Raw genomic sequence first — 21098 nt, forward strand, 5'->3', positions numbered from 1 at the left:
ATTTACACCATGGCGATGAACATCAAGGATCCGGAGACCGAGCGCCTGGCCGCCGAGGTCGCCGAGCTGACGGGCGACACCAAGACCGGTGCCGTCCGCGAGGCGCTCCGGCTGCGCCGGGAGCAGCTGAAGAAGCAGGAGAGCGCCGAGCAACGGCTGAAGCGGATGCGGCGGGTGCTGGAAGAGGAGATCTGGCCGTTGATTCCACCTGACGAGCTCGGGAAACCGATCTCCAAGGAGGAGTGGGAAGACATCCTCGGGTTCGGGCCGGAGGGCGTGTGATCATCGACAGCTCGGCCATCGTGGCGATCCTCCGTCGGGAGCCGGACCACGAACTCCTGGAGGAACGTCTTGCCGAGGCGAACGAGGTCAAGATCGGGGCGCCGACCCTGGTCGAGGTGGGTGTCGTTCTCACCGCGAAGCTGGGTGGACGGGGCCGGTTGGTGCTCGCCAGGTTCCTGCAGGACAACGAGATCAAAACCGTCCCCTTCACCGAGAAGCACGCGGAGGCCGCGATCGACGCGTTCAGCCAGTACGGCAAAGGCCGCCATCCTGCCAAGCTCAACATGGGCGACTGCTACAGCTACGCCACGGCCAAGCTCGCGCATGAACCGTTGCTGTGCATCGGCGACGACTTCCCGCAGACTGATCTCGAGCTGGTCGAGCTGAAACGGTGAACATCGAAACGGTCGCGGGCTGCTGCCACAGGGCCCCCGAAGCCGGTGCGCTCACTCCGGGGCCGGGGCGTTCTCGTCCGGCTGGAGCATGCCGAACACGTTGCCCTCGGTGTCCTTGCAGTACGCCAGCCAGCCCACGCCCGGGACCGGGTTCTTCGGCAGGGCCAGCGTTCCGCCCGCCCGGTTGACGTCGCCCAATGCCTTGTCCAGGTCCGCCACGTCGATCGTGTTGACGAAACCGTGGATCGGGGCCGAGGACTCGGGCGCCGGGCCCTGGCGGGGGAGGAGCCCGCCGTCGATTCCGGCGCCTTCGCCGGTGGTGATCATCCAGTAGGGGACGTCGCCCCAGCGCTCGAACTTCCAGCCGAACACCGCCGTGTAGAACGCCACCGCGCGTTCGGGGTCACCCGCGTGGATCTCGAAGTGGACGGGACGAGGCATCCTTGCCTCCTCAGGCCGGGCCGTCAGGGTGCCGTGAGAGTACGCCCGGCCTGAGAAAAGTTACAGCCGTGCGCGCGGCGTCAAGTCCGCGTCGAAGTCCGGGAAGCCCGCGGGAGCCGAGCGTGCGGCCAAGGACGACGTCGGCGGCAGGCCGGCCCAGCGCCGGATCGTCGCCGTGGCCGCCGCCGCGTCGGACGGGGCCAGCTGGGCGATCCTCGCGTAGTGGTTGCCGCCCTGGACGTAGTAGCGGTACGAATCGCGGCTGCCGTGGCCCAGCTCGAACGGCTCCGCGCTCCACGGGTCGTTCGAGCCGTACACGAACAACAGCCGGGTGCCGCGGGACTTCACCCAGAAGTCGATGTCCGGCATCGCCGGGTAGTCGAAGCGCGGTATGCGGATCGACGCCGGCACGAACGTCTTCGGCTGGTTGGTGCCCGGGTAGCGCAACAGGTCCCGGAGGTAGCCGTCGTACGCCTCGGGTGAGCCCAGCTGCGCCGCCGCCTGGTAGTAGTACGGGATGTACGGCGCCAGGTCCTGGTCGGAGTACGTGTTGAGGCTCTCCACCTTCTCGTACCAGGCGTAGACCTCCGCCGCGGGCGCGCCCGGCGCCGGCACCGTCGCGCAGTCCGCCTGCTTCTGGTACTGCCAGAACGCGAAGTACGAGTCGATCACCGAGATCTCGAGGGACTTGTCGGCCGACCCGACGATCGAGAACGTCAGCCCGCGCTTCGCCGCGTCCGCCGCGGCGATCGCCCCCAGCTCGTCACGCCGCTTCAGCGCGTCTCGCTGGATCGCTTTCAGTGCGGCGCGGCACGCCGGGTCGTCGCCCACGCGGGACAGGAACCGGTTGTAGCCGTCGACCGCGTCGATGACGTCGTTGGGGGCGACGTACGGGATCGTCGCGTCGACGTCGCCGGGGAAGAAACGGCGGAAGTAGGTCGCGGTCATGCCGCCTTTGCTGCCGCCCGTGGCCAGCCACTTGCCCGGGTAGATCGCCTTGAACGCCCGCACCGCGCGGTGCTCGTCGGCCGCCGCCTGCCAGATCGTCAGCTGCTTCGCCCAGTTCTCCGGCTCCGGCCGGGACGGCGTGAAGTAGCGGTACTCCATCGACAGCTGGTTGCCGTCGACGATCTGCGTCGGCTCCGAGCGGTTCGGCGAGCCGCTGACGTTGTAGCCGCTCGTGAAGGCGACCGTCGGGGCGGCGAAGTCGCGGTGCAGCAAGGTGAACCGCTGCTGGAAGGTGCCGGCCTCGGGGCGCCGGTGGTCGGCGGGCTGGGTGTAGGTCAGCTTGAAGAACCGGAACCCGGCCGGCGCCGCGTCCTCGGAAACGATCGTCAGCCCCGGGATCCGCTGCAGTTCCGCCTTGATGTCGGGTGCCGCCGCGGCCGCCGGCGCCAGGCCGGCCAGCGCGAGCAGGACCGCACCCGCGGTGAAAAGTCTGCGCATCGAGCACCCTCCCGGCTCAGCGAACCCCGACCCAAACCCGACCCAAACCCTCGGTGGGACCTTCACAGAACCGGCCCGGGTCGGCAATCGGCTGTCCGGGCGCAGAATCGGTCAGGATCCGACTTTCGGCGGGTGGCGCCGCGTCCTCCGGCGTGCGCAGCCGCGGGCATTGTGCGAGTTGTCCGCGTGATCGGCGCCACGTACGGTCCGAATCCGTAGGCACTGGCATCGAGCGAGGGGTCCGCCATGAAGGTTTCCGACTGCCCGACGACCCAGGTCGAGGTCCGCATCGCCGCGGCACCGGCGGAGGTCTGGTCCTGGCTGCTGGACATCGACCTGCCGGCCCGGTTCTCCACCGAGTTCCAGGGCGGCGGCTGGGTCGACGGCGCCGAGCCCGGCCTCGGCGCGCAGTTCCGCGGCCGCAACTCCCACCCGGTCGCCGGGGAGTGGGAGACGGTCTCGACCGTCACCGGCTACGAGCCCGAGCGGCTGTTCGCGTGGGCCGTGATGGACGTGACGAACCCGGCCGCGTCGTGGCGCTTCGAGCTCGTCCCGGACGGCGACGGCACGATCCTGCGCCAGTGGGCCCAGATCGGCCCCGGCCCGTCGAACCTCACGACGATCATCGGCTCGATGCCCGAGCACGAAGAGGAGATCGTCGCGATGCGGCTCGGCGAGCTGCAGGCCAACATGCAGAAGACGGTCGAGGGCATCAAGGAGCTGGCCGAGAGCGGCGTGCACGCCGCCTAGCGGAGTACCTTGCCCACATAGGACTTGACGGCGGCGAGCGCCTCGGCCGAGCGCCACATCCGCTCCACCCGCGGGTCGTCGGAGTGGCGGTACTCGGCGATCCGCTCGTGGAAGGGCTGGCGCAGCTGGGCCTTGGTGTGGGCGAACGGCTCGGCGGGCAGGTCGCCGAGCCGGGTCGCGACGGCGACGGCCCGCTCGAGCACCTCCGCCGCGGGAGCCACCTCGTCGACCAGCTCGCGGGCCAAGGCTTCCTCGCCGCCCCAGGTTTCACCCGTGTAGGTGAGTGAAGGCAGCCGAGTGGTCCCGTAGGCACAGCGCAGGATCTCCAGCGCGGCCAACGGGAACGGCAGCCCGACGAGCAGCTCGGTCACGCCGATCGTGCCGGCGCCCAGCACCCGGTGGTCGCAGGCCGCGGCGAGCACCGCGCCGCCGGCGATGGCGTGCCCGTTCAGCGCGGCGACCACCGGGCGCGGGCAGCCGAACACCGCCAGCAGCGCGTCCGACAGCAGCGGCAGGAACTCGGACACGTACGAGGCGCCGCCTTCGTCGATCCGCTTGAGGTCGACGCCCGCGCAGAAGATGCCGCCGGTCCCGGTGAGCACCACGGCGCGGGCCTGCTCGGCGTCCTCGACCCGCCGCACCAGCTCCCGGCACGAGTCCGTGTCGAGGGTGCTGCCCCGGCCGTGGTCGATCCGGAGCACGGCGACGTCGCGGTGGCTGTCCAGGGTGATCGGCACGAGCCCGACCGTACCGGGTTCAGCTGGTGATGTCCTTCCGCGCGAACCGCCGTCCGGCGAAGAGGAAGAACACCGTCCCGTAGATCGCCGCCGACAGCATGCCGCTCGCCAGGTTGGTCCAGTCGACGTCGGTCGAGATCAGGTCCATCCAGGAGAACGCGTAGTGCGTCGGCAGGTAGTTGCGCAGGCCCTCCAGCGCCGTGATCTGGTCCAGGATCTGCGACACGATCGCCACCAGCACCGCGCCGCCGACCGCGCCGAGCGGGGCGTCGGTCACCACGCTCAGCGCGAGCGCCAGGCCGGCCACCCACGCCAGCTGCAGGATGATGTACACAGTGGACAGCGCGATGGCCAGCAGGCTGTCGCCGAAGGACACCGCGTCACCGGTCGGGCTGATCGCGGCGCCCGCGCCGTACCAGAGCACCCCGACGCCGAGCGACACCAAGGGCAGCAGCACGAGCGCGAACGCCGACAGCAGCCCGGACACGATCGCCTTCTGCCGCAGCACCCGCTGCCGCGGCACCGGCACGGCCAGCAGGTACTTCAGGCTCGACCACGACGCCTCGCTCGCGATCGTGTCGCCGAAGAACAACGCGACGATCATCGGCAGCAGGAACGTCCCCGACACGAACAGCGCCAGCACGACGAAGTTCGGCGCGGACGCCGTCGCCAGGTCGACGAACCCGCCGCTGCGCCGGTTCGGGCTCGACTGCCCGAGCTGGAACGCGATCACCAGGATGAACGGCAGCAGCGCGACGAACCCGAGCAGGAACTGCGTGCGCCGCCGCTTGAGCTGGCGGCGCAGCTCGACACCGAGCCGCAGCGTCCGCCGCGCCGAGTAGCCCTCGACCGCGCCGTCCGGCCCGACGCCCGCGTGTTCGGCCGAAGCGACGTCGCTCAGCTCGTCTAGCGCATGCGGGTCGGTGTGGACACCCTCGCTCATGATCCCTCTCCGACCAGTTGCAGGAACGCGTCTTCCAGCCGGCGCCTCGGCCCGGCCTGCTCCACCGCCACGCCGGCGCGGACCAGCGCGGCCACGCCTTCGGCCCGCGGCAGTTCGCCGAGGTTCGCGTGCACGAGGTCGCCGTCGACGTCGACGTCGGTGACGCCGCTGAGCGCCTTGAGCGCCGCCGCGGCCACGGCCGGGTCGTCGACCCGGAACGTCGCCTCGCCGCCGGCCGCGGCCAGCTCGCCGACCTCGCCCGCGGCGACCAGCGAGCCGCGGTGCATGACCACGACGTGCGTGCAGGTCTGCTCGACCTCGGCCAGCAGGTGGCTGGACACCACCACGGTGCGGCCGGTCGCGGCGTACCGCTTCAGCACCTCGCGCATCTGGTGGATCTGGGGCGGGTCGAGCCCGTTGGTCGGTTCGTCGAGCACCATGAGCTCCGGCAGGCCGAGCATCGCCTGGGCGATCGCCAGCCGCTGCCGCATGCCCTGGCTGTAGGTTCGCACCCGCCGTTCGACCGCGTTGCCGAGCCCGGCGATCTCCAGGGCCTCCGCGAAGTGCGCCTTCTCGGCGGGCCGTCCGGTCGACGCCCAGTACAGCTCGAGGTTCTCCCGGCCGGACAGGTGCGGCAGGAAGCCGGAGCCTTCGACGAACGAGCCGATGCGCGAGAGCACCGGCGCACCCGGGGTGATCTTGTGCCCGAACACGCGGATGCTGCCCGCGGTCGGCGTGATCAGGCCCATCAGCATCCGCAGCGTGGTCGTCTTGCCGGCGCCGTTCGGCCCGAGCAGGCCGAGCACCTGGCCCGGCTCGACGCGGAACGACAGCTCCTTCACCGCGACGAACCCGCCCGCGTACTGCTTGCGCAGCCCTTCGATGACCAGCGGGGTGGTGGCGAGCTCCGGGTCGACGTCGGTGGCGCGACGGCGGCGCAGCGCCGCGAAGAACACCGCGGCGAGGCCGATCGCCAGCGTGACGCCGATGCCTGCCAGCTGCCCGACCGGGGCGGGCGAGCCGACGGACCTGCCCGGCACGATCGGCACCGCCAGCCCGGTGCCGCCGGCGGCGAGCCCGATCCGGAACACCGCGGGCGCGGCCGGCGCGGCGTACCCCTGGTCGGTGGTGCCGACCACCAGCCGCAGCGAGTGGCCGCCCTCGATCGGGCGGACGATGCCGGGCAGCGTCACGGTGACGTCGACCGGGGTGCCGTCGGCGGGCAGCCCGCTCACCCGGAACGGCGCGATGGCGTTGGCCGGCAGCACGCGCGAGCCGTCCTGCCCGACGTCGTAGAGCTTGGCGAACAGCACCGCGTCCGGCTGCGGGTGCGCCGGGTCCGCGGCGACCTGGAGCCGCACGGTGGCCGAGCCGCTGACGACGACCTGGCTGTCGACCGGGGCCGTGGTGAACTGCGCGGCCTGGCCGGGCGGGTCGTTGCTGAACAGCGCGCCCAGCCGCGACGAGCTGCTCGCGACACCGTTGAGGCCCGGGATGCCGCTCACCGCCGCCGGGTTCGCCCCCGCCGGGCGCACGACCGGCTGCGCGGGCCCGTTCAGCGCCAGCAGCCGCCGCTCGGTGGCCGGCCCGGTCAACCCGGGGTAGGCGGGGGCGTTGACCGTGCGGACCGACGGCGTCCCGTTGGCGCGCAACGTGCCCTGGACGTCGTAGCTGAAGCCGGTGCCCGGGTCGCCGCCGTCCAGCGCCGTCCACAGGAAGTCGGCGATCTTGGCGCGCAGCTGCGGGCCGGGCTTGCCGCCGTCGTGGCCGCCGGTGTACCAGATCGTCCTGACCTTGCCGCCGGCCGCGGTGATCTGCCGGGCGTTCGCGTCGGACTGGTCGAGGCCGAACAGCGTGTCGCTCTCGCCCTGCACCAGCAGCGTCGGCACGGTGATCTTGTCCGTCACGGAAGCGGGGGAGACGCGGCGCAGCAGGTCGACGCTCGCCTGGCTCGCCTGCCCGGTGGTGCCGAGCTCGGTGTAGGCGCGGCAGACCGCGGCGGTGAACCGGCCGCACGGGTCGGCCGGCCCGCCGCGCGGGCCGTTCCCGCCGGGTGGCCCGGCGGGCAGAGCGGCCGCCGCACCGGCGGCGGTGCCCGCGGCACCGGTCGAGCCCGTGTCGGTCTCCTGCCCGGCTTCCGGTGCTTCGGCGGAGGGCGAACCGCTCGCCGCGGCACCCGAGCCGGCCGAGAAGAAGATGCCGGCCCAGCTCTTCTTGAAGACGCCGTCGGTCGCGAAGGCCCCGGCGGCCGGGGTGCCCGGGCCGGCGGACGCGGGCGTCGCCGCGTTCGGGATCAGGCCCTGGGCGAGGTCGTTGTAGGTGATCACCGGCGCGATCGCGTCGACGCGCTTGTCGGTGCCGGCCAGCAGCAGCGCCAGCGCGCCACCGTAGGAGGCACCGGTGACGGCGACCTTCGGGTCGCCCTTCGCGTCGAGGGTCACCTGGTGCTGCGCGACGAGCCGGTCGATCAGGCGGCTCGCGTCGGCGACCTCGCCGTCCGGGTCGTTGAGCCCGATCTTGCCGGTGCTCTTGCCGAAACCGCGCGCGGACCACGTCATCACGACGAAGCCCTTCCGCGCGAGCTCGCGCGGAAGGGCTTCGTCGGCGACGCTGTTCTTGTCCCCGCCGAAGCCGTGCGCGAGCAGCACCGCGGGCGCGGGCACGGTCGCCGGGAGGTAAGTGGTCGTGTCGATCTTGACCTGCTCGGCCGAGCCGGGCGCGGCAGGCATGTCGAGCAGGGCGTCCTGGGTGGGCACGGCGGGCGGGGCCGTGTCGCGCGTCGCCCAGAGGACGGTCGCGGCGGCGAGCACCGCCACGACGGCGCCGAGCGACGTGAGCCGGGCTCGGCGGGTGCGCGGGAGCGGGAGTCGGGGCACGAGGTGACCGTATGTGAAGTTTCCTGAGAGTGTCCTCACCGGCTCACGTCGATCACACGCCAGGGACCGCCTGGCGGACCGAAGTGACCGGAATTACACGACCAACCCGGTGACGTGGGCAACCCCGGCTGGCGCTCGGCCGGGGGCAACCGGCAAACTGAACCAGCTGTGAGGGGAGTATTCCTTCGCGGCGGTGTCGTCAGCACGGTGGCCCTCGCGCCCCCGGCACCGTCGGCCGGTGGTTCCACCGGCGGAAGAGACCTCCGGTTAGTTGCTGCTGCGCACTATCCGGAGGTTCGAGTTCCATGACTGTCCCCCTGTGGCTGTGGATCGCCACGATCGGTGGCCTGCTCGCGCTGATCGCGCTGGACCTGGTCATCGTCGATCGCAAGCCGCACGAAGTGACCACGGGGGAAGCGGCTCGCTGGGTCATCTTCTACATCTCGTGCGCGATCGTCTTCGGCATCGGCGTGTGGATCTTCGCCGGGCACGACCCGGGCGTCGAGTTCTTCACCGGGTACATCACCGAGTACTCGCTGAGCGTCGACAACCTGTTCATCTTCATGATCATCATGAGCTCCTTCAAGGTGCCCGCCATCCACCAGCACCGCGTGCTGCTGGTCGGCATCCTGCTCGCGCTCGCCATGCGGAGCGTGTTCATCGCCATCGGCGCCGCGCTGATCGCGCAGTTCGTCTGGGTGTTCTTCCTGTTCGGGGCCGTCCTGATCTGGACGGCGATCAGCATGCTCCGCAGCAAGGGCGAGGAAGAGGAGTACCACGAGAACGCCGTCACCCGGCAGGTCCGCCGGTTCTTCCCGGTGACCGACGACTACCACGGCCACAAGTACACGGTGAAGCTGAACGGCAAGCGGATGATCACGCCGATGCTGCTGGTGATCGTGGCCATCGGCTCGGCCGACCTGCTGTTCGCGGTCGACTCGATCCCGGCGATCTTCGGCATCACGCAGGAGGCGTTCCTGGTCTTCACGGCCAACGCCTTCGCGCTGATGGGTCTGCGGCAGCTGTACTTCCTGCTCGGCGGCCTGGTGACGAAGCTCGTCTACCTGAGCTACGGCCTCGCGATCATCCTCGCCTTCATCGGGGCGAAGCTGTTCCTGCACGCGTTGCACGAGTACCACGTGGTGCCGGACTGGCTGGACATCAACAACTGGGTGTCCCTCGGCGTGATCGTCACCGTGCTCGCCGTGACCACGGCGGTCAGCCTGGCCAAGGCCCGGCGCGACGAGCGCAAACAGGTCGCCGCGTAGGTCCTCCCCGAAACTCGTTCGCACCGCTAAGGACTTCGGGTACGGTCGGGACGTGCGTCCTGCCGACATCGAAGCCCTCGTCGTCCCCGGTCGTCCCGCCCTGCGCGGGAACCTGCTGCTCACAGCCCTGAAGAGACCGGATCTGAAGGCGAACGCCGCGCACGGCGCGGTGCGGCGCGTGGCGCTCGACGGCGGCGACGCCGCGTGGACCCACGGTCCGCGCGACTCGGCCCCGGCGATTTCGCCGGACGGGCGCTGGGTGGCCCTCCTCCGCGCGGGGGAGGGCACGGGTGCCGAGGGCAGCCCGCAGCTGCACGTGATGCCCGCGGACGGCGGGGAGGCCCGCCGGCTGACGTCGCTGCCCCTCGGGGCAGGCGAGCCGGTGTGGGCACCGGACTCGCGGCGGATCGCGTTCACCGCCCGCGTGCCCGAGGCCGGCCGCTACGGCACGCCGGACGCCGACGGCGAGACGCCGGAGCCGGCCGCCGAAGCGCCGCGCCGGATCACGCGCATGGACTACCGGATCGACGACGTCGGCTTCCTGCGCGACCGCATGCAGCGGCTGTTCGTCGTCGACACCCTCGAACCGGGCGACCCCGAGCCGCTGACCGGCGACGGGTTCGACGCGGCCCACCCGGTGTGGACGCCGGACGGCACGCGCGTGGTCTTCACCGCACCGCCGGACTGGGGCGCGGTCGAAACCGACGCCCGCGACATCTGCGCGATCCCCGCCGAGGGTGGCGCGCCCGAGGTCGTCGTGCGCGGCGAAGGTCTCTCGGAGCGGCCCGCGTTCGGCCCCGACGGCACGCTGTTCTACTTCGGACAGTCCTTCGCGGAGCACCACGAAGCCGCGCCCACCGGGCTGTACGCGGCCACGCCCGCGTTCGGCGCCGGCCCGGTGAAGGCCCGGCGGCTCACCGACGCCGAGACGGTGGACTGCGAAGCCACGGCGGGCCCGCCGGCCCCGCGCGGGGACGACGTCCTGGTGGCCGTCCGCAACCGCGGCGCGGTCGAACTGCGCGCGGTCGCCGTCGAAGCCGTCGAGGTCCCGCTGGCCGACCTCGCGGTGGTCTACGCGGAGCAGGCCGTGGTCCGGTCGTTCACGCTGGCCGGTTCGGTACTGGCGGCGGTGATCGCGACGCCGTCGACCTCGGGCGAGGTCGTGCTGCTGGGCGACGGCGCGCCGCGGGTGCTGACCGACTTCTCGAAGCCGTTGCGGGACAAGGGCATCCGGCCGATGATCGAGCTGGAGACGACCGCCCCGGACGGCTACCCGGTGCACGGCTGGCTGGTGCTGCCCGAGGGCGAAGGCCCGCACCCGGTGCTGCGCGTGGTGCACGGCGGCCCGTTCGCCCAGCAGGAGTGGGCGCTGTTCGACGAGGCGCAGGTGTACGCGTCGGCGGGCTACGCGGTGGTGGTCGGCAACCCGCGCGGGTCGGCGGGCTACGGGCAGGCGCACGGCCACGCGATCACGCACGGCTTCGGCACGGTCGACGTCGACGACGTCCTGGCGCTGCTGGACAAGGCGCTGGAGCGGCCGGACCTGGACCCCGCCCGCGTCGGCATCATGGGCGGCTCGTACGGCGGCTTCATGACGAGCTGGCTGGCGGCCCACCACGGCGAGCGCTTCAAGGCGGCGTGGAGCGAGCGCGCGGTCAACGCGTGGGACTCGATGGTCGGCAGTTCGGACATCGGCTACTTCTTCGTCGACGCGTACATCGGCTCGTCGCCGGAGGTGCAGCGGGACCGTTCGCCGCTTTCGTACGCTTCCCAGATCAAGATCCCGTTCGCGGTGGTGCATTCGGAGCAGGACTGGCGTTGCCCGCTGGAGCAGGCGGAGCGGATGTTCGTGGCCCTGCGCCGCGCGGGCGCGCCGGCGGAGATGCTGGTGTTCCCGGGCGAGGGCCACGAGCTGAGCCGCTCGGGGCGGCCGCGGCACCGCGTCCAGCGCTTCGAAGCGGTCCTCGAGTGGTGGTCCCGGCACCTGTGACGCGCGGCCTGGTCTGCTTCGACGTCGACGGCACCCTCGTCCCGGGCACCAGCTCGTGCGCGTGGGTGGCGGCGGCGCTGGGCCACGAGGCCGAGCTCGTCGCGGCCGAGGAGGCGTACGTCGCGGGCCTGATGACGAACCAGGAGGCGTCGGTCATCGACGCCCGCGGCTGGGCGGGGCACACCGAGGCGGAGGTGCTGGCCCGGCTGGCGACGTTGCCGCTGGTCGACGGGATCGCCGAGACGGTCGCGTGGTGCCGCGACCACGGCCTGCGCCCCATCCTGACCACGCTCGCGTGGACGCCGGTGGGCCGCCTGCTCGCCGGCCGGTTCGGGTTCGCCGCCTATTGCGGCCCGGTGCCCGAAGCCGTCGGCGGGCGCTACACCGGCCGGGTCGCCGAGCACCTGGACGAGTACGGCAAGCGTGACTTCGCGCTGTCACAGGGCTTCGCGCCGGAGCGGTGCGCCGCGGTCGGGGACAGCCGGTCCGATCTGCCGCTCTTCGCCGCCGTCGGCACGAGCATCGGCTTCAACGCGACCCCGGCCGCGCGTGCCGTCGCGACCCACGTCGTCGACGGCCCGGACCTGCGGGGGGTCGTCCCGGTGCTCGCGGCTCAGTTCAGCAGCGTGTAGTTCAGCTCTTCGCAGACCCGGCCCAGCGGGACGTCGAGGCCCGGGTGGTCCAGCGGCAGCAGCACGTCCGGCGCGATGGGCAGCGCGGCGCCCGCCGGCGGGTCCCACAGGCAGATCGCGGGGTCGCCGGAGTCCATCGACGAGCGGTACCAGAGGCCGTCGAGGTCGCTGAACGCGCCGCGGATCGCGCGGGCCCACGCCTGCGTCAGCTTCTTCGGCCCGCTGGAGATCTCCTGCGACGCGCCCACGCGGGTCGGCCAGAGGCCGGTCAGGTCGAGCAGGCGCAGCGTGCGCGTCGGGCGGACGACGACCAGCCGGGGACCGCGGGTGCGGCGGTCGACCGTCGAGCTGGTCTGGAAGACCTCGGCCACGGAGGTGCGCACGGTGAGGCCGAAGTACAGGACGCCGTTCGCGGGATCGGTGACCGGCGCGCCGCCGCGGCCGGGCGTCTGCTGGTCGAACCGGCCGTGCGGGAGCGGGCCGGTGTAGCGGAACGAGTTCCACTGCTGGGGGTGTCTGCCGTGCGCGGTGAAGATCCGCACGAGCCTGGTCGCGGGCTGGACCGTCACCACGTCGTCGGCGCGGTTCAGCTGCCGGACCAGGACGGATCGGGCGGGCGGCAGCGGGAGCCGGGCCATGGGTCGGGGGTGGTCCGTCCTTGTCGGTGATCTTGCTCGGGAGGGTCCAGCCTAGAGCGGAGTACCGAGCGTGGCGATGAGGCGGGCGACGTGGTCCGGATCACCACCGGAGAGGAGCCACTGGCGCGGCGTCGCGGGCTGGTCGTTGATGACGAGATCGGCCTGCGGAGTGCTCATGAAGGCGGCGACGACGAGCGCGGGCTGGTCGTCGGGCAGGGCTTTGAGGACGACTTCGAGGCCGGGCAGCACGCCCGAGCCGGCGAACTGCCAGGCGGGGAGCCGCCACCCGCCGTCCTTCCAGCCGGTCAGCCGCCCTTCCTTGAGGCGGTGCCGGATCCGGCTGTCGTCGACCCCGAGGGCCTTGGCCGCCTCGTTGACGCTCAGCGCGCCTTCGGCGAGCACGGCGTGCGCGGCCACGGTGCGCGCTCTGAAGTCGGGTTCGCCTTCTTTGCGTGGCGAGAGATCGAGGCCGACGTCGGCGAGCGCGGCCCGCTGGTCGGCGGAGAAGTAGTGCGAGGGATCCGGATTCGGTGGGGACAGTCTGCGCGCCGCGTCTTCGACGAGTGTCAGGAACTCGTTCGCATCGACCTTCAGGCCCGCCTTGGCGAGGATGTTCTCCAGCGCTACAGACATGTGCCTCAGGTTAACCCGAAACAGCGCGGATGTGCGGGTTCGTGCGCTTTCTTGCCCTGTCTGTGGGTGAATTCACCAGAGATCGACACTCAGGGCACATCATCCAACACGTTGAGTAGGCAACTTCCGGTCAGTTTCCCTGGAACGGGCGAGCTTGTCCAGTCTCGGTCCGGCTTGACACTGCGGGACGGGGAACCTAGGTTCCGGGATGAGTAAACGATTTCCGCTCCGTGCTCACGGACCCCCGGCGCTGCGGCGCCGGCGGTGGGGGACACAGGGGGTGGGGCGTGCCTGGGGGGCCCGGCACGAGCCGGCCCCCGGGCACGTCGCTCGCCGCTCGTTCGGTGGGCCGACCCTTGTGGGTACGCGAACCACGCCTCCGCGCAGCCGCCCGGTGTCAGCGGCGCGAACTCTTCCGCACGATCAACCGGGCCTCCAGCGTCGTCGTGGTCGCGTCGCGGGTGCTGTCCGAAATGCGGGCCAGCAAAAGCTGGGCCGCCACCCGGCCGACTTCGTACGCCGGCTGGGCGACCACCGTCAGGGGCGGGTCGATCAAGGTCGTCCACGGTGCGTCGTCGAACGAAACGATGCCCACGTCGCGGCCCGGGCGCAGGCCTCGGGCCGACAGGGCCTCCAGCACTCCGATCGCCATCGTGCTGTTCGCGACCAGCAGCGCGTCCGGCGGCGACGGCTCGTCGAGCAGGTCCAACGCCGCCAGCCGGGCGCCCTCGGCGCGGTACTCCGACCGCCGGAACAGGACGTTCTCCTCGCCGACGACGTCGGCGTACCCCGCCAGGCGGTCTTCGGCCGTGCGGACCTTCGCGGGGCCGGTGAGGCAGCCGACGCGCCGGTAGCCGCCGGCGAGCAGGTGCCGCGTCGCTTCGGCCGCCGCGTGGCGCGTGTCGACCAGTACCTGGTCGCCCTCCGCCGCCTGCAGCGGCCGGTCGACCGCCACCAGCGGCGTGCCCTGGCGCCGCAGGCCCTCGACGTTCGTCGACCGGCCGGTGGGCGACAGCACCACCCCGGCGACCCGCTCCTGCAGCGCCACCTCGATGTAGCGACGTTCCTTGTCCTCGTTCTCGTCGGAGTTGCAGAGCACCACCGAGTAGCCGGACCGCTGCGCGAGATCTTCGACGCCCCGCGCGATGGCCGTGAAGAACGGGTTTTCGACGTCGGAGATGATCAGCGCGAGGACGGCGGTTTCCTGACGCCGGAGGTTCCGGGCCAACCCGTTCGGGTGATACCCGAGCTCGGCTGCGGCCTCCTGCACCCGCGCGGCCAGCGCGGGGTCCACAGTGGACTTGCCGTTGAGCGCGCGCGACACGGTCGCCGTGGAGACCCCGGCTCTCGCCGCGACGTCGCTGATGGTGGCCACACGCCCTCCCTGATCACTCGTCGAGGGGAGGATAGCGCTCCTGGTGGTGGTTTACCGTCCGCTTACCTTTTTGGGTGAACAGCCACTTCCGGTTGTTCGCAGGGGTTACGCCGAACGGAGTCGATCACGCAGCGCAACGTCCACAGTGGAGGTTCAGCGGAAGTAGGCGCGCGGCGTGAGCCCGGTCAGCGCCCGGCAGTCCCGGCTGAGGTGCGCTTGATCGGCATACCCCGCGGCGGCGGCCAGCGCGGCGAGGTTCGGGGCACGGGGAGCCAGCGCGACGGCCCGCTGGAACCGGCTGACGCGGAGGTAGGTGGCCGGCCCGTACCCGACGGCTTGGACGAACCGCCGCCGCAGCCGCCGCTCGCTCACCGCACCCGGCAGGGCGGGGTCTTCGACCCGGGCCGCCACGAGATCCACCGGGCCGGAGCCGCCGGATGCGGCCCCGCCGGATGTGGTGGCGCTGAACGCTGCTCTGCCGGACGTGGCTGCGCCGAACGCGGCCTCGCCGAATGCGGGCCCGCCGGATGTGGTGGCGCTGAACGCTGCTCCGCCGAACGCTGCCCTGCCGGACGTGGGTGCGCCGAATGCGGCCTCGCCGAATGCGGGCCCGCCGGATGTGGTGGCGCTGAACGCTGCTCCGCCGAGTGCGGGCCCGCCGAACGCTGCCCTGCCGAACGCGGCCTCACCGAACGCGGCCTCACCGAACGCGGCCTCACCGAACGTGGCCCCGCCGGATGCGGCGGCGCTGGGTGGGGCCCCGCCGGATGTGGTGGCGCTGCCCGCCGCGTCACCGACGCGGGCCGCCCCCTTGTCCAACCGGGCTATCAGCTCCGCGACCGCCACCTCCACCTCGTCCGGCGGTGGTGCCTCCGACAGCCGCTCGGCCACCTCCTCCGCCAGTGAAACCTCGCCCTCCGCCAGCCGCTCCGCCGAACACCGCCCCCACAGCTCCGCCAGCGGCACGCGCCGATCCCGCACCTCGTCCGCCGCGACGCCCAGGACCGCCGCCGCGAGGCCCGGGATGAGCCGCACTCCGCTCAGCACCTCGCCCGGCCTGGTCACCGATGACCACGCCGCGGTGTCCGGTCCGGCCACGAACACCGCGCCTTCGCCGCGGACCAGGTCCACGCAGCCGTCCGGGACGATCCGCTTCGGGCCCTCCGAAGCCGATCGCCACACGCACCGCGCCACGCCGCTCAGCCGCCGGGGTGGTGCCGCCTCTTCGTACACACCCCGATCATCCCTCTCGGCACCGACAAAAACCGAACAAGAACCCGGCGGCCGACGGCCACCCGTCCGGGTGAATGTCGAACTTCCTGCGTAGAGCGGCTAACGCGCCGTTAGGTCACGGCGAGATATAGATCGACGCACTCGACGGAAGTGCGCGCGACGAGAGAAGACCTCTCCATGGGTGTTCCCACCGCGATCCGCGCCGAACGGGCTCGGTCGGCCGGCAGCTTCGTCGTCGTCCTCGGCGTGCTCGCCGCCGCCTTCGCGGTGGCCGCCTACGTCGTGCCGCGGTCCGGGCGCGGCCCCGTCAAGGAAGAGCCCGCCGCCGCGCCGGTCGCCCCCGTCGCCGTCCGCACGGTGAGCCACAGCGTCGTCTACGAACTGCTCGGCGCGCACGGTGCCCGCAACGTCACCTACGCCGCCGCGGGGTCGGCGCTGACCCAGCACGCCGAAGTCTCGACGCCGTGGTCCGCGCGGTTCACCCGGGTCGGCCCCGACGGCCGCACCGAGTTCTACAGCATCGCCGCCCGCAACCCCGGTCCCGGCGCGCTCCGCTGCCGGATCGTCGTCGACGGTGTCGTCGTCGCCGAGAAGACCGAGACCGAGCCGGGGCGCCTCTTCAGCTGCGCCGTCTGAACGGCAGGATCGACGGCGTGAACGCCGCGATCACCTTCGGGCCCGCCCTGGTGGGCGTCCTCGTCCTCCTCGCCGTCGCCGGCGCGGTCGTCGTCAAGGCCGGTGGCCTCGGCGACGGACGCGCGGTGCTGGTCGCCGCCGTCCGCGCGGTCGCCCAGCTCGCCGCCGTTTCGCTGGTGATCACCGCCGTCCTGCGCTCGATGCCGTTGACCGGCCTGTTCGTGCTGCTGATGTTCGGGATCGCCGCCGTGACGTCGGCACGGCGCGCCGGCACCCGCAGGAACCTCCCCTGGACGGCGCTGGCCATCGCCGCCGGCGTCGCGCCCGTGCTCGGCCTCGTCCTCGGCGCCCGAGTCGTCCCGCCGGAGCCGATCGCCGTCGTGCCGATCGCCGGCATCGTGATCGGCGGCGCCATGACCGCGACGTCGCAGGCCGCCCGCCGCGCACTCGACGAGCTGAAGTCCCGGCACGGTGAGTACGAAGCCGCGCTCGCCCTCGGTTTCCTGCCCCGGCCGGCCGCGCTCGAGATCTGCCGCCCGAGCGCCGGGCACGCGCTCATCCCGGCGCTCGACCAGACCCGCACGGTCGGCCTGGTGACGCTCCCCGGCGCGTACGTCGGCGTGCTGCTGGGCGGCGCGGGTCCGATCCAGGCCGGGCTGACGCAGGTGCTCGTGCTGATCGGGCTGCTGGCCGCGCAAGCCGTCTCGATCCTGGTGACCGTGCAGCTCGTCGCGGCCGGGAAGCTCAGCCGAGCGGAGTAGCCAGGTGGGCGGTGTCGTTGTAGCGCCGCACGATCCAGTTGTCGCCGTGCAGCACGAGGTGCGAGATCGAGCCGTTGTCGGCGCCGAGGAACGCGAACCGCTCGACCGCGCGGCTGGCCTGGGCGAACACCTCGCCGATCACGCCGCCGTGGGTGAACACCGCGACCCGCTGGTCGGGGTGCGCGGCCGCGATCCGCGTCAAGGCGCCGCGCAGCCGGGCGCCGAACCGCTCGTCGGACTCCGCGCCCGGGATGACGTCCCAGCGCTGCTCGGCCCACAGCCGGTCGACGATCGGGTGGCCGTCGGCCGTGTACTTCCGGAACAGGCCGTTTTCCCACTCGCCGAGGTGGATCTCCCGCAGGTCCGGCTCGACGACCGGGGTCAGCCCGAGCTTCTCCGCCAGCGGCGCGGCGGTCTGCGCCGTGCGGCGCAGCGTCGTCACGTAGATCGCGTCGATCCGCTCCCCGGCGAGCCGGACGCCGACGCGCTGGGCGTGGTCGCGGCCCTCCGGGGCGAGGTCCGGGTCGGCCTGGCCGTCGACGAGGTCGAAGGGCGCGTCGCCGCGGGCCGGAGCGGACTCGCCGTGCCGGACCAGGAAGATCTCCGTCGCACCCGGGGGCGGGCTGAAGCGGTATTGGCGGTATTCGATCTCCTGCTCGGGCGTGCTCATGGCCCCGACCCTAGCCGAGTTGCTTGTCCACGAAACACCATCGCCACGTCTCGCCCGGCTCGTAGCTGCGCATGACCGGGTGGCGGGATTCGTGGAAGTGCTGGGTCGCGTGGCGGCGCGGCGAGGAGTCGCAGCAGGCGACGTTGCCGCACTTCAGGCACATCCGCAGGTGCACCCACGTGGTGCCCTCGGCGAGGCAGGCGGCGCAGCTGTCGGCCGAGCTGGGCTCCTTCTCGACCCACTCGTGGGCCAGGTGCTTGCACGACCCCGCCGTCGCGGCCGGGGTGCGCAGCTCGCGGCCCTCGATGTCCGGCTCGGCCTCGTCGCGGTCGAGCATGGACTCCTCGATGTCGAGGCGTTCCAGGACGCGGCGCAGGACGTCGTCGTCGGCGCTGCCGCCGGCGCGGGCCTTGAGGAACTGCTCGCGCTCGACCTCGAGGAGCTCCAGCCGCAGCCGGCGGTAGGCGTCGCTCGGGGTCTCGGCCAGCGCGCTCTGCCTGCCGAGCTGCTCCCACGCCGAGTCGGCGCGGTGCTGCAGGCGGTCACGCAGGCGCTGGATGATCTCCGGCGGGTCGTCGGGCTGCCGGATCTCCTCCAGCTTGGCCAGCGCGGCGCGGGTCATGTCGTGCAGGACGGCCGCCTCCTGCAGCGCGTCCTCCGCGGGGTCCGGCCGCGGCAGGCGCAGCCGCCGGATCAGCGGCGGCAGCGTCATGCCCTGCACCGCCAGGGTGCCGGCCACGACGACGAACGCGGCGAGCACCAGCACCGCGCGCTGCGGGGTGTCCGCGGGCAGCACGAACGCGGCCGCGAGCGTCACCACCCCGCGCATACCCGCCCAGGAGATCACCGCCGAATAGCGCCATGGCCAGATCTTCGGCTGCTTCCGCTTCGGCAGCAGACGCCGTTTCACGCGCTTCACGGTGCCGATCCCGGCCAGCCACAGCATCCGGGTGAGGATGGTCGCGCCGAGCACGGCGACGCAGATCCAGGTGAGCGTGAGCAGCGACAGCCCGCTCTCGCCGACCTCGGCGAGGATCCGCCGCAGCTGCAGGCCGATCAGCAGGAAGACCATGTTCTCCAGCAGGAACTGGATGGTCTGCCAGTTCAGCCGGGACGCCAGCCGGGTGGAGCCGGACAGGATCTGCGGCGCCTTGTGCCCGAGGATGAGCCCGGCGATGACGACCGCGAGCACGCCGGAGCCGTGGATCGCCTCGGCCGGGAGGTAGGCGATGAAGGGCACGGCGAACGACAGCGCGGTGTCGAGCACCGGCTCGGTCATCCGGGCGCGGACGAAGGCGGCCGCGAACCCGACGACCAGCCCGACCACGGCCCCGCCGATGGCCGCGCGGAAGAAGTCGGCGCCGACCTGCCACAGGCTGACCGACCCGGCCAGCGCGGCGATGGCCGTGCGGAGGGCGACCAGCGCGGCGGCGTCGTTGAAGAGGCTCTCGCCCTCCAGCAGCCGGATCAGCTTCCGGGGCATCCCGACCCGCCGGGCGACGACGCTGGCGGCGACCGCGTCCGGCGGCGCGACGATCGCGCCGAGCGCGATGCCGCCGGCCAGCGGCAGCCCGGGGATCACCGCCCAGGCGACCACGCCGACGCCGAGCGCGGTGAAGACGACGAGCCCGACCGACATCAGCCCGATCGCGCCCCGGTTCTTCCGGAAGTCGACGAGCGACGTCTGGATGGCCGCGGAGTACAGCAGCGGGGGCAGCAGGCCGAGCAGCACGACCTCGGGATCGAGGTGGTACTCGGGCACGCCGGGGACGTAGGACGCGGCGACGCCGACGACGATCAGGCACAGCGGGGCGGACCAGTCCAGCCGCCGCGCCACCGCGCTGACGACGAGAACGGTCACGACCAGCGCCACTATCTCTGTCGCTACGTGCACGGGGGTAATCATCACCCGGGTGCCGTGGCGGGCGTCATCGGGCCGGGCCGTCGTCCGGGGCAGGTCCCTAGGCTGAGCACGTGACGACGGTGGAGATCGCGGCCGGCGCCCTGCGCGGGTCCGCACGGGACGGGGTCAGGACGTTCCTCGGCGTGCCGTACGCCGCGCCCCCGGTGGGGGAGCTGCGGTTCCGCGCGCCCCAGCCGGTGCCGCACTGGGCCGGTGAACGCGACGCGACGAAGTGGGCGCCCCGCGCGCCGCAGCCCGAGCTGACCGGGGCGCGGCTTCACCGGTGACGAAGACTGCCTCTTCCTGAACGTCTACGCGCCCGCGCGCCCCGGCTCGTACCCCGTGCTGGTGTGGATCCACGGCGGCGGTGGCGTGCTGGGCGCGCCGCACCAGTTCGACGCCTCCGCGTACGCGCGGCGGGGCGTGGTCGTCGTGACCGTCGCCTACCGGCTCGGCGTGCTCGGGATGCTGCACCTGCCCGGCGTCGCCGACTCGAACCTGTCCCTGCGCGACCAGGTCGCCGCCCTCGAATGGGTACGGGACAACATCGGGGCCTTCGGTGGCGACCCCGGCCGCGTCACGCTGGCCGGGCAGTCCAACGGCGGCCGCACGGTCGGGACGCTGCTGGCCGTGCCGGCCACCCGCGGGCTCGTCCACCAGGCGATCGTGCAGAGCGGCACCGGCGTGGGCTCGGTCGTCCACACGCCGGCCGAAGGCGCGGCCGTGGCCGAAGCCGTCCTGACGGAACTGGACGTCTCGCCGGACGAGCTGGCGACGCTCCCGGTGCCGCGGATCCTCCAGGCGCAGCAACGGGTTTCGGCCGCGTCGGGCACCAAGGTGACCTACCGCGTGGTGGTCGGCGACGAGCTGCTCCCGCACCGGCCGCCGGACGGCGTGCGCGACGTCCCGCTGCTGATCGGGACGACGGCGGACGAGGAGGACCTGTTCAGCTGGCTGCAGTCGGGCGGCGCGAAGCTGCTGGGCGTCGGCTCGACCGTGCTGTCCCCCGAGCAGGTCGAAAAGGCCGTCGCGGCCTACACCGAGCTGCTCGACTGGCCCGCGGACCAGGTCCGCAACCGCGCGCTGACGGCGGGGGACTGGTGGATCCCGGCCATCCGGTTCGCCGAACGGCAGCCGGCTGCCTGGATGTACCGCCTGGACTGGCGGATCGCCCCGCGCGGCCGCGGCCTGGGCGCGGCACACGGGCTCGACCTGCCCCTGGTGTTCGACGACATCCGCAACCGCAACTGGCGGTTCCTCTTCGCCGGCCGCCCGTTCCCGGCCGAGCGGATGCAGGCGGTGGCGACGGAGATGTTCGACGCCTGGGTCCGGTTCGTCACAACAGGCGACCCGGGCTGGCCCCGTTACCGCCCGCAAGACCGCGTCACGCGGATCTTCGACGACGTCTCGACCACCGTCAGCGACCCGGACCGCGAGCAGCGCCTCCTCTGGGACTGAGCCGGGGCGGCGCGAGACCGCCCCGGCCCGG

Annotated in this window: 21 protein-coding genes; 10 read left to right on the forward strand and 11 right to left on the reverse strand. The window is 72.5% G+C overall.

Features of this window, described 5'->3' with window-relative positions; all coding sequences use genetic code 11:
* The first annotated feature begins 9 nt into the window (after window positions 1-9).
* Together I4Q55_RS40370 and I4Q55_RS40375 are read left to right on the forward strand one after the other, a co-directional pair.
* Entirely contained in the window at window positions 10-282 is a 273-nt protein-coding gene (locus I4Q55_RS40370; protein ID WP_206795852.1) for a type II toxin-antitoxin system VapB family antitoxin, read from the forward strand.
* The gene (locus tag I4Q55_RS40375; protein WP_206795853.1) at window positions 279-677 is read left to right on the forward strand and encodes a type II toxin-antitoxin system VapC family toxin; all 399 of its coding nucleotides are present in this window, start codon (window positions 279-281) and stop codon (window positions 675-677) included. Before I4Q55_RS40370 ends, I4Q55_RS40375 begins: the two co-directional genes overlap by 4 nt.
* 51 nt (window positions 678-728) lie before the next feature.
* Here I4Q55_RS40375 and I4Q55_RS40380 read toward each other — a convergent pair whose 3' ends face one another.
* Window positions 729-1118: a VOC family protein gene (locus I4Q55_RS40380; RefSeq protein WP_206795854.1), complete on the reverse strand. Its 390-nt coding sequence runs from the start codon at window positions 1116-1118 to the stop codon at window positions 729-731.
* 60 nt (window positions 1119-1178) lie between these two features.
* On the reverse strand, window positions 1179-2564 hold the full coding sequence (locus I4Q55_RS40385; RefSeq protein WP_206795855.1) for a S28 family serine protease: 1386 nt from the start codon (window positions 2562-2564) through the stop codon (window positions 1179-1181).
* A gap of 246 nt (window positions 2565-2810) precedes the next feature.
* Between I4Q55_RS40385 and I4Q55_RS40390 the strand changes: the two genes are divergently transcribed.
* The gene (locus I4Q55_RS40390; protein ID WP_206795856.1) at window positions 2811-3314 is read left to right on the forward strand and encodes an SRPBCC family protein; all 504 of its coding nucleotides are present in this window, start codon (window positions 2811-2813) and stop codon (window positions 3312-3314) included.
* Here I4Q55_RS40390 and I4Q55_RS40395 read toward each other — a convergent pair.
* Genes I4Q55_RS40395 through I4Q55_RS40405 form a run of 3 tightly spaced genes read right to left on the reverse strand, consistent with a single transcriptional unit; the run spans window position 3311 to window position 7870 of the window.
* Window positions 3311-4051 carry an enoyl-CoA hydratase/isomerase family protein gene (locus I4Q55_RS40395; RefSeq protein ID WP_206795858.1) on the reverse strand — a complete coding sequence of 247 codons (741 nt, stop codon included), beginning with the start codon at window positions 4049-4051 and terminating at the stop codon, window positions 3311-3313. The genes I4Q55_RS40390 and I4Q55_RS40395 overlap by 4 nt on opposite strands.
* Window positions 4052-4070: 19 nt before the next feature.
* Window positions 4071-4994 carry an ABC transporter permease gene (locus tag I4Q55_RS40400; RefSeq protein WP_206795860.1) on the reverse strand — a complete coding sequence of 308 codons (924 nt, stop codon included), beginning with the start codon at window positions 4992-4994 and terminating at the stop codon, window positions 4071-4073.
* On the reverse strand, window positions 4991-7870 hold the full coding sequence (locus I4Q55_RS40405) for an alpha/beta fold hydrolase (RefSeq protein ID WP_206795862.1): 2880 nt from the start codon (window positions 7868-7870) through the stop codon (window positions 4991-4993). The genes I4Q55_RS40400 and I4Q55_RS40405 overlap by 4 nt, the downstream gene beginning before the upstream one ends.
* A 305-nt stretch (window positions 7871-8175) precedes the next feature.
* Here I4Q55_RS40405 and I4Q55_RS40410 point away from each other — a divergent pair, with 305 nt between their 5' ends.
* The 3 genes from I4Q55_RS40410 to I4Q55_RS40420 are packed head-to-tail and all read left to right on the forward strand — an operon-like array spanning window position 8176 to window position 11760.
* Window positions 8176-9138, forward strand: coding sequence for a TerC family protein (locus I4Q55_RS40410; protein WP_206795864.1), 963 nt, complete (start codon window positions 8176-8178; stop codon window positions 9136-9138).
* A 52-nt stretch (window positions 9139-9190) separates the two neighbouring features.
* Window positions 9191-11128: a S9 family peptidase gene (locus I4Q55_RS40415; protein WP_206795866.1), complete on the forward strand. Its 1938-nt coding sequence runs from the start codon at window positions 9191-9193 to the stop codon at window positions 11126-11128.
* Window positions 11110-11760 (forward strand): HAD family phosphatase, encoded by a 651-nt coding sequence (locus I4Q55_RS40420; protein ID WP_206795868.1) that lies wholly within the window; start codon window positions 11110-11112, stop codon window positions 11758-11760. Before I4Q55_RS40415 ends, I4Q55_RS40420 begins: the two co-directional genes overlap by 19 nt.
* On the opposite strand, the gene I4Q55_RS40425 is transcribed toward I4Q55_RS40420, so the two are convergent.
* The 4 genes from I4Q55_RS40425 to I4Q55_RS49825 form a co-directional block, all read right to left on the reverse strand.
* The gene (locus I4Q55_RS40425) at window positions 11742-12398 is read right to left on the reverse strand and encodes an RES family NAD+ phosphorylase (protein ID WP_091315215.1); all 657 of its coding nucleotides are present in this window, start codon (window positions 12396-12398) and stop codon (window positions 11742-11744) included. The two genes, I4Q55_RS40420 and I4Q55_RS40425, sit on opposite strands and share 19 nt — an antisense overlap.
* Window positions 12399-12449: 51 nt before the next feature.
* Entirely contained in the window at window positions 12450-13031 is a 582-nt protein-coding gene (locus I4Q55_RS40430; RefSeq protein WP_206795869.1) for a DNA-binding protein, read from the reverse strand.
* Window positions 13032-13428: 397 nt separating this feature from the next.
* Entirely contained in the window at window positions 13429-14406 is a 978-nt protein-coding gene (locus tag I4Q55_RS40435) for a LacI family DNA-binding transcriptional regulator (protein WP_206795871.1), read from the reverse strand.
* A 153-nt stretch (window positions 14407-14559) separates the two neighbouring features.
* The gene (locus I4Q55_RS49825) at window positions 14560-15639 is read right to left on the reverse strand and encodes a helix-turn-helix domain-containing protein (RefSeq protein ID WP_307793444.1); all 1080 of its coding nucleotides are present in this window, start codon (window positions 15637-15639) and stop codon (window positions 14560-14562) included.
* Window positions 15640-15816: 177 nt separating this feature from the next.
* Between I4Q55_RS49825 and I4Q55_RS40450 the strand changes: the two genes are divergently transcribed.
* A complete protein-coding gene (locus tag I4Q55_RS40450; RefSeq protein ID WP_206795872.1) occupies window positions 15817-16275 on the forward strand; it encodes an MmpS family transport accessory protein in 459 nt (152 codons plus the stop codon).
* A 17-nt stretch (window positions 16276-16292) separates the two neighbouring features.
* Window positions 16293-17036, forward strand: a complete 744-nt coding sequence (locus tag I4Q55_RS40455) for an ABC transporter permease (protein WP_206795873.1) — start codon at window positions 16293-16295, stop codon at window positions 17034-17036.
* Here the strand turns inward: I4Q55_RS40455 and I4Q55_RS40460 are convergent.
* Window positions 17020-17706, reverse strand: a complete 687-nt coding sequence (locus I4Q55_RS40460) for a histidine phosphatase family protein (protein WP_206795874.1) — start codon at window positions 17704-17706, stop codon at window positions 17020-17022. The genes I4Q55_RS40455 and I4Q55_RS40460 overlap by 17 nt on opposite strands.
* A gap of 10 nt (window positions 17707-17716) precedes the next feature.
* Window positions 17717-19612 (reverse strand): Na+/H+ antiporter, encoded by a 1896-nt coding sequence (locus tag I4Q55_RS40465; protein WP_242547660.1) that lies wholly within the window; start codon window positions 19610-19612, stop codon window positions 17717-17719.
* 68 nt (window positions 19613-19680) lie between these two features.
* Here I4Q55_RS40465 and I4Q55_RS50415 point away from each other — a divergent pair, with 68 nt between their 5' ends.
* Both I4Q55_RS50415 and I4Q55_RS40470 read left to right on the forward strand, forming a co-directional pair.
* Window positions 19681-19896, forward strand: a complete 216-nt coding sequence (locus I4Q55_RS50415; protein ID WP_307793445.1) for a carboxylesterase family protein — start codon at window positions 19681-19683, stop codon at window positions 19894-19896.
* 55 nt (window positions 19897-19951) lie between these two features.
* Window positions 19952-21067 (forward strand): carboxylesterase family protein, encoded by a 1116-nt coding sequence (locus I4Q55_RS40470; protein WP_307793446.1) that lies wholly within the window; start codon window positions 19952-19954, stop codon window positions 21065-21067.
* The last annotated feature ends 31 nt before the right edge of the window (window positions 21068-21098 follow it).

Origin of the sequence: Amycolatopsis sp. MtRt-6 (assembly GCF_017308975.1) — a bacterium.
Lineage (GTDB): Bacteria > Actinomycetota > Actinomycetes > Mycobacteriales > Pseudonocardiaceae > Amycolatopsis.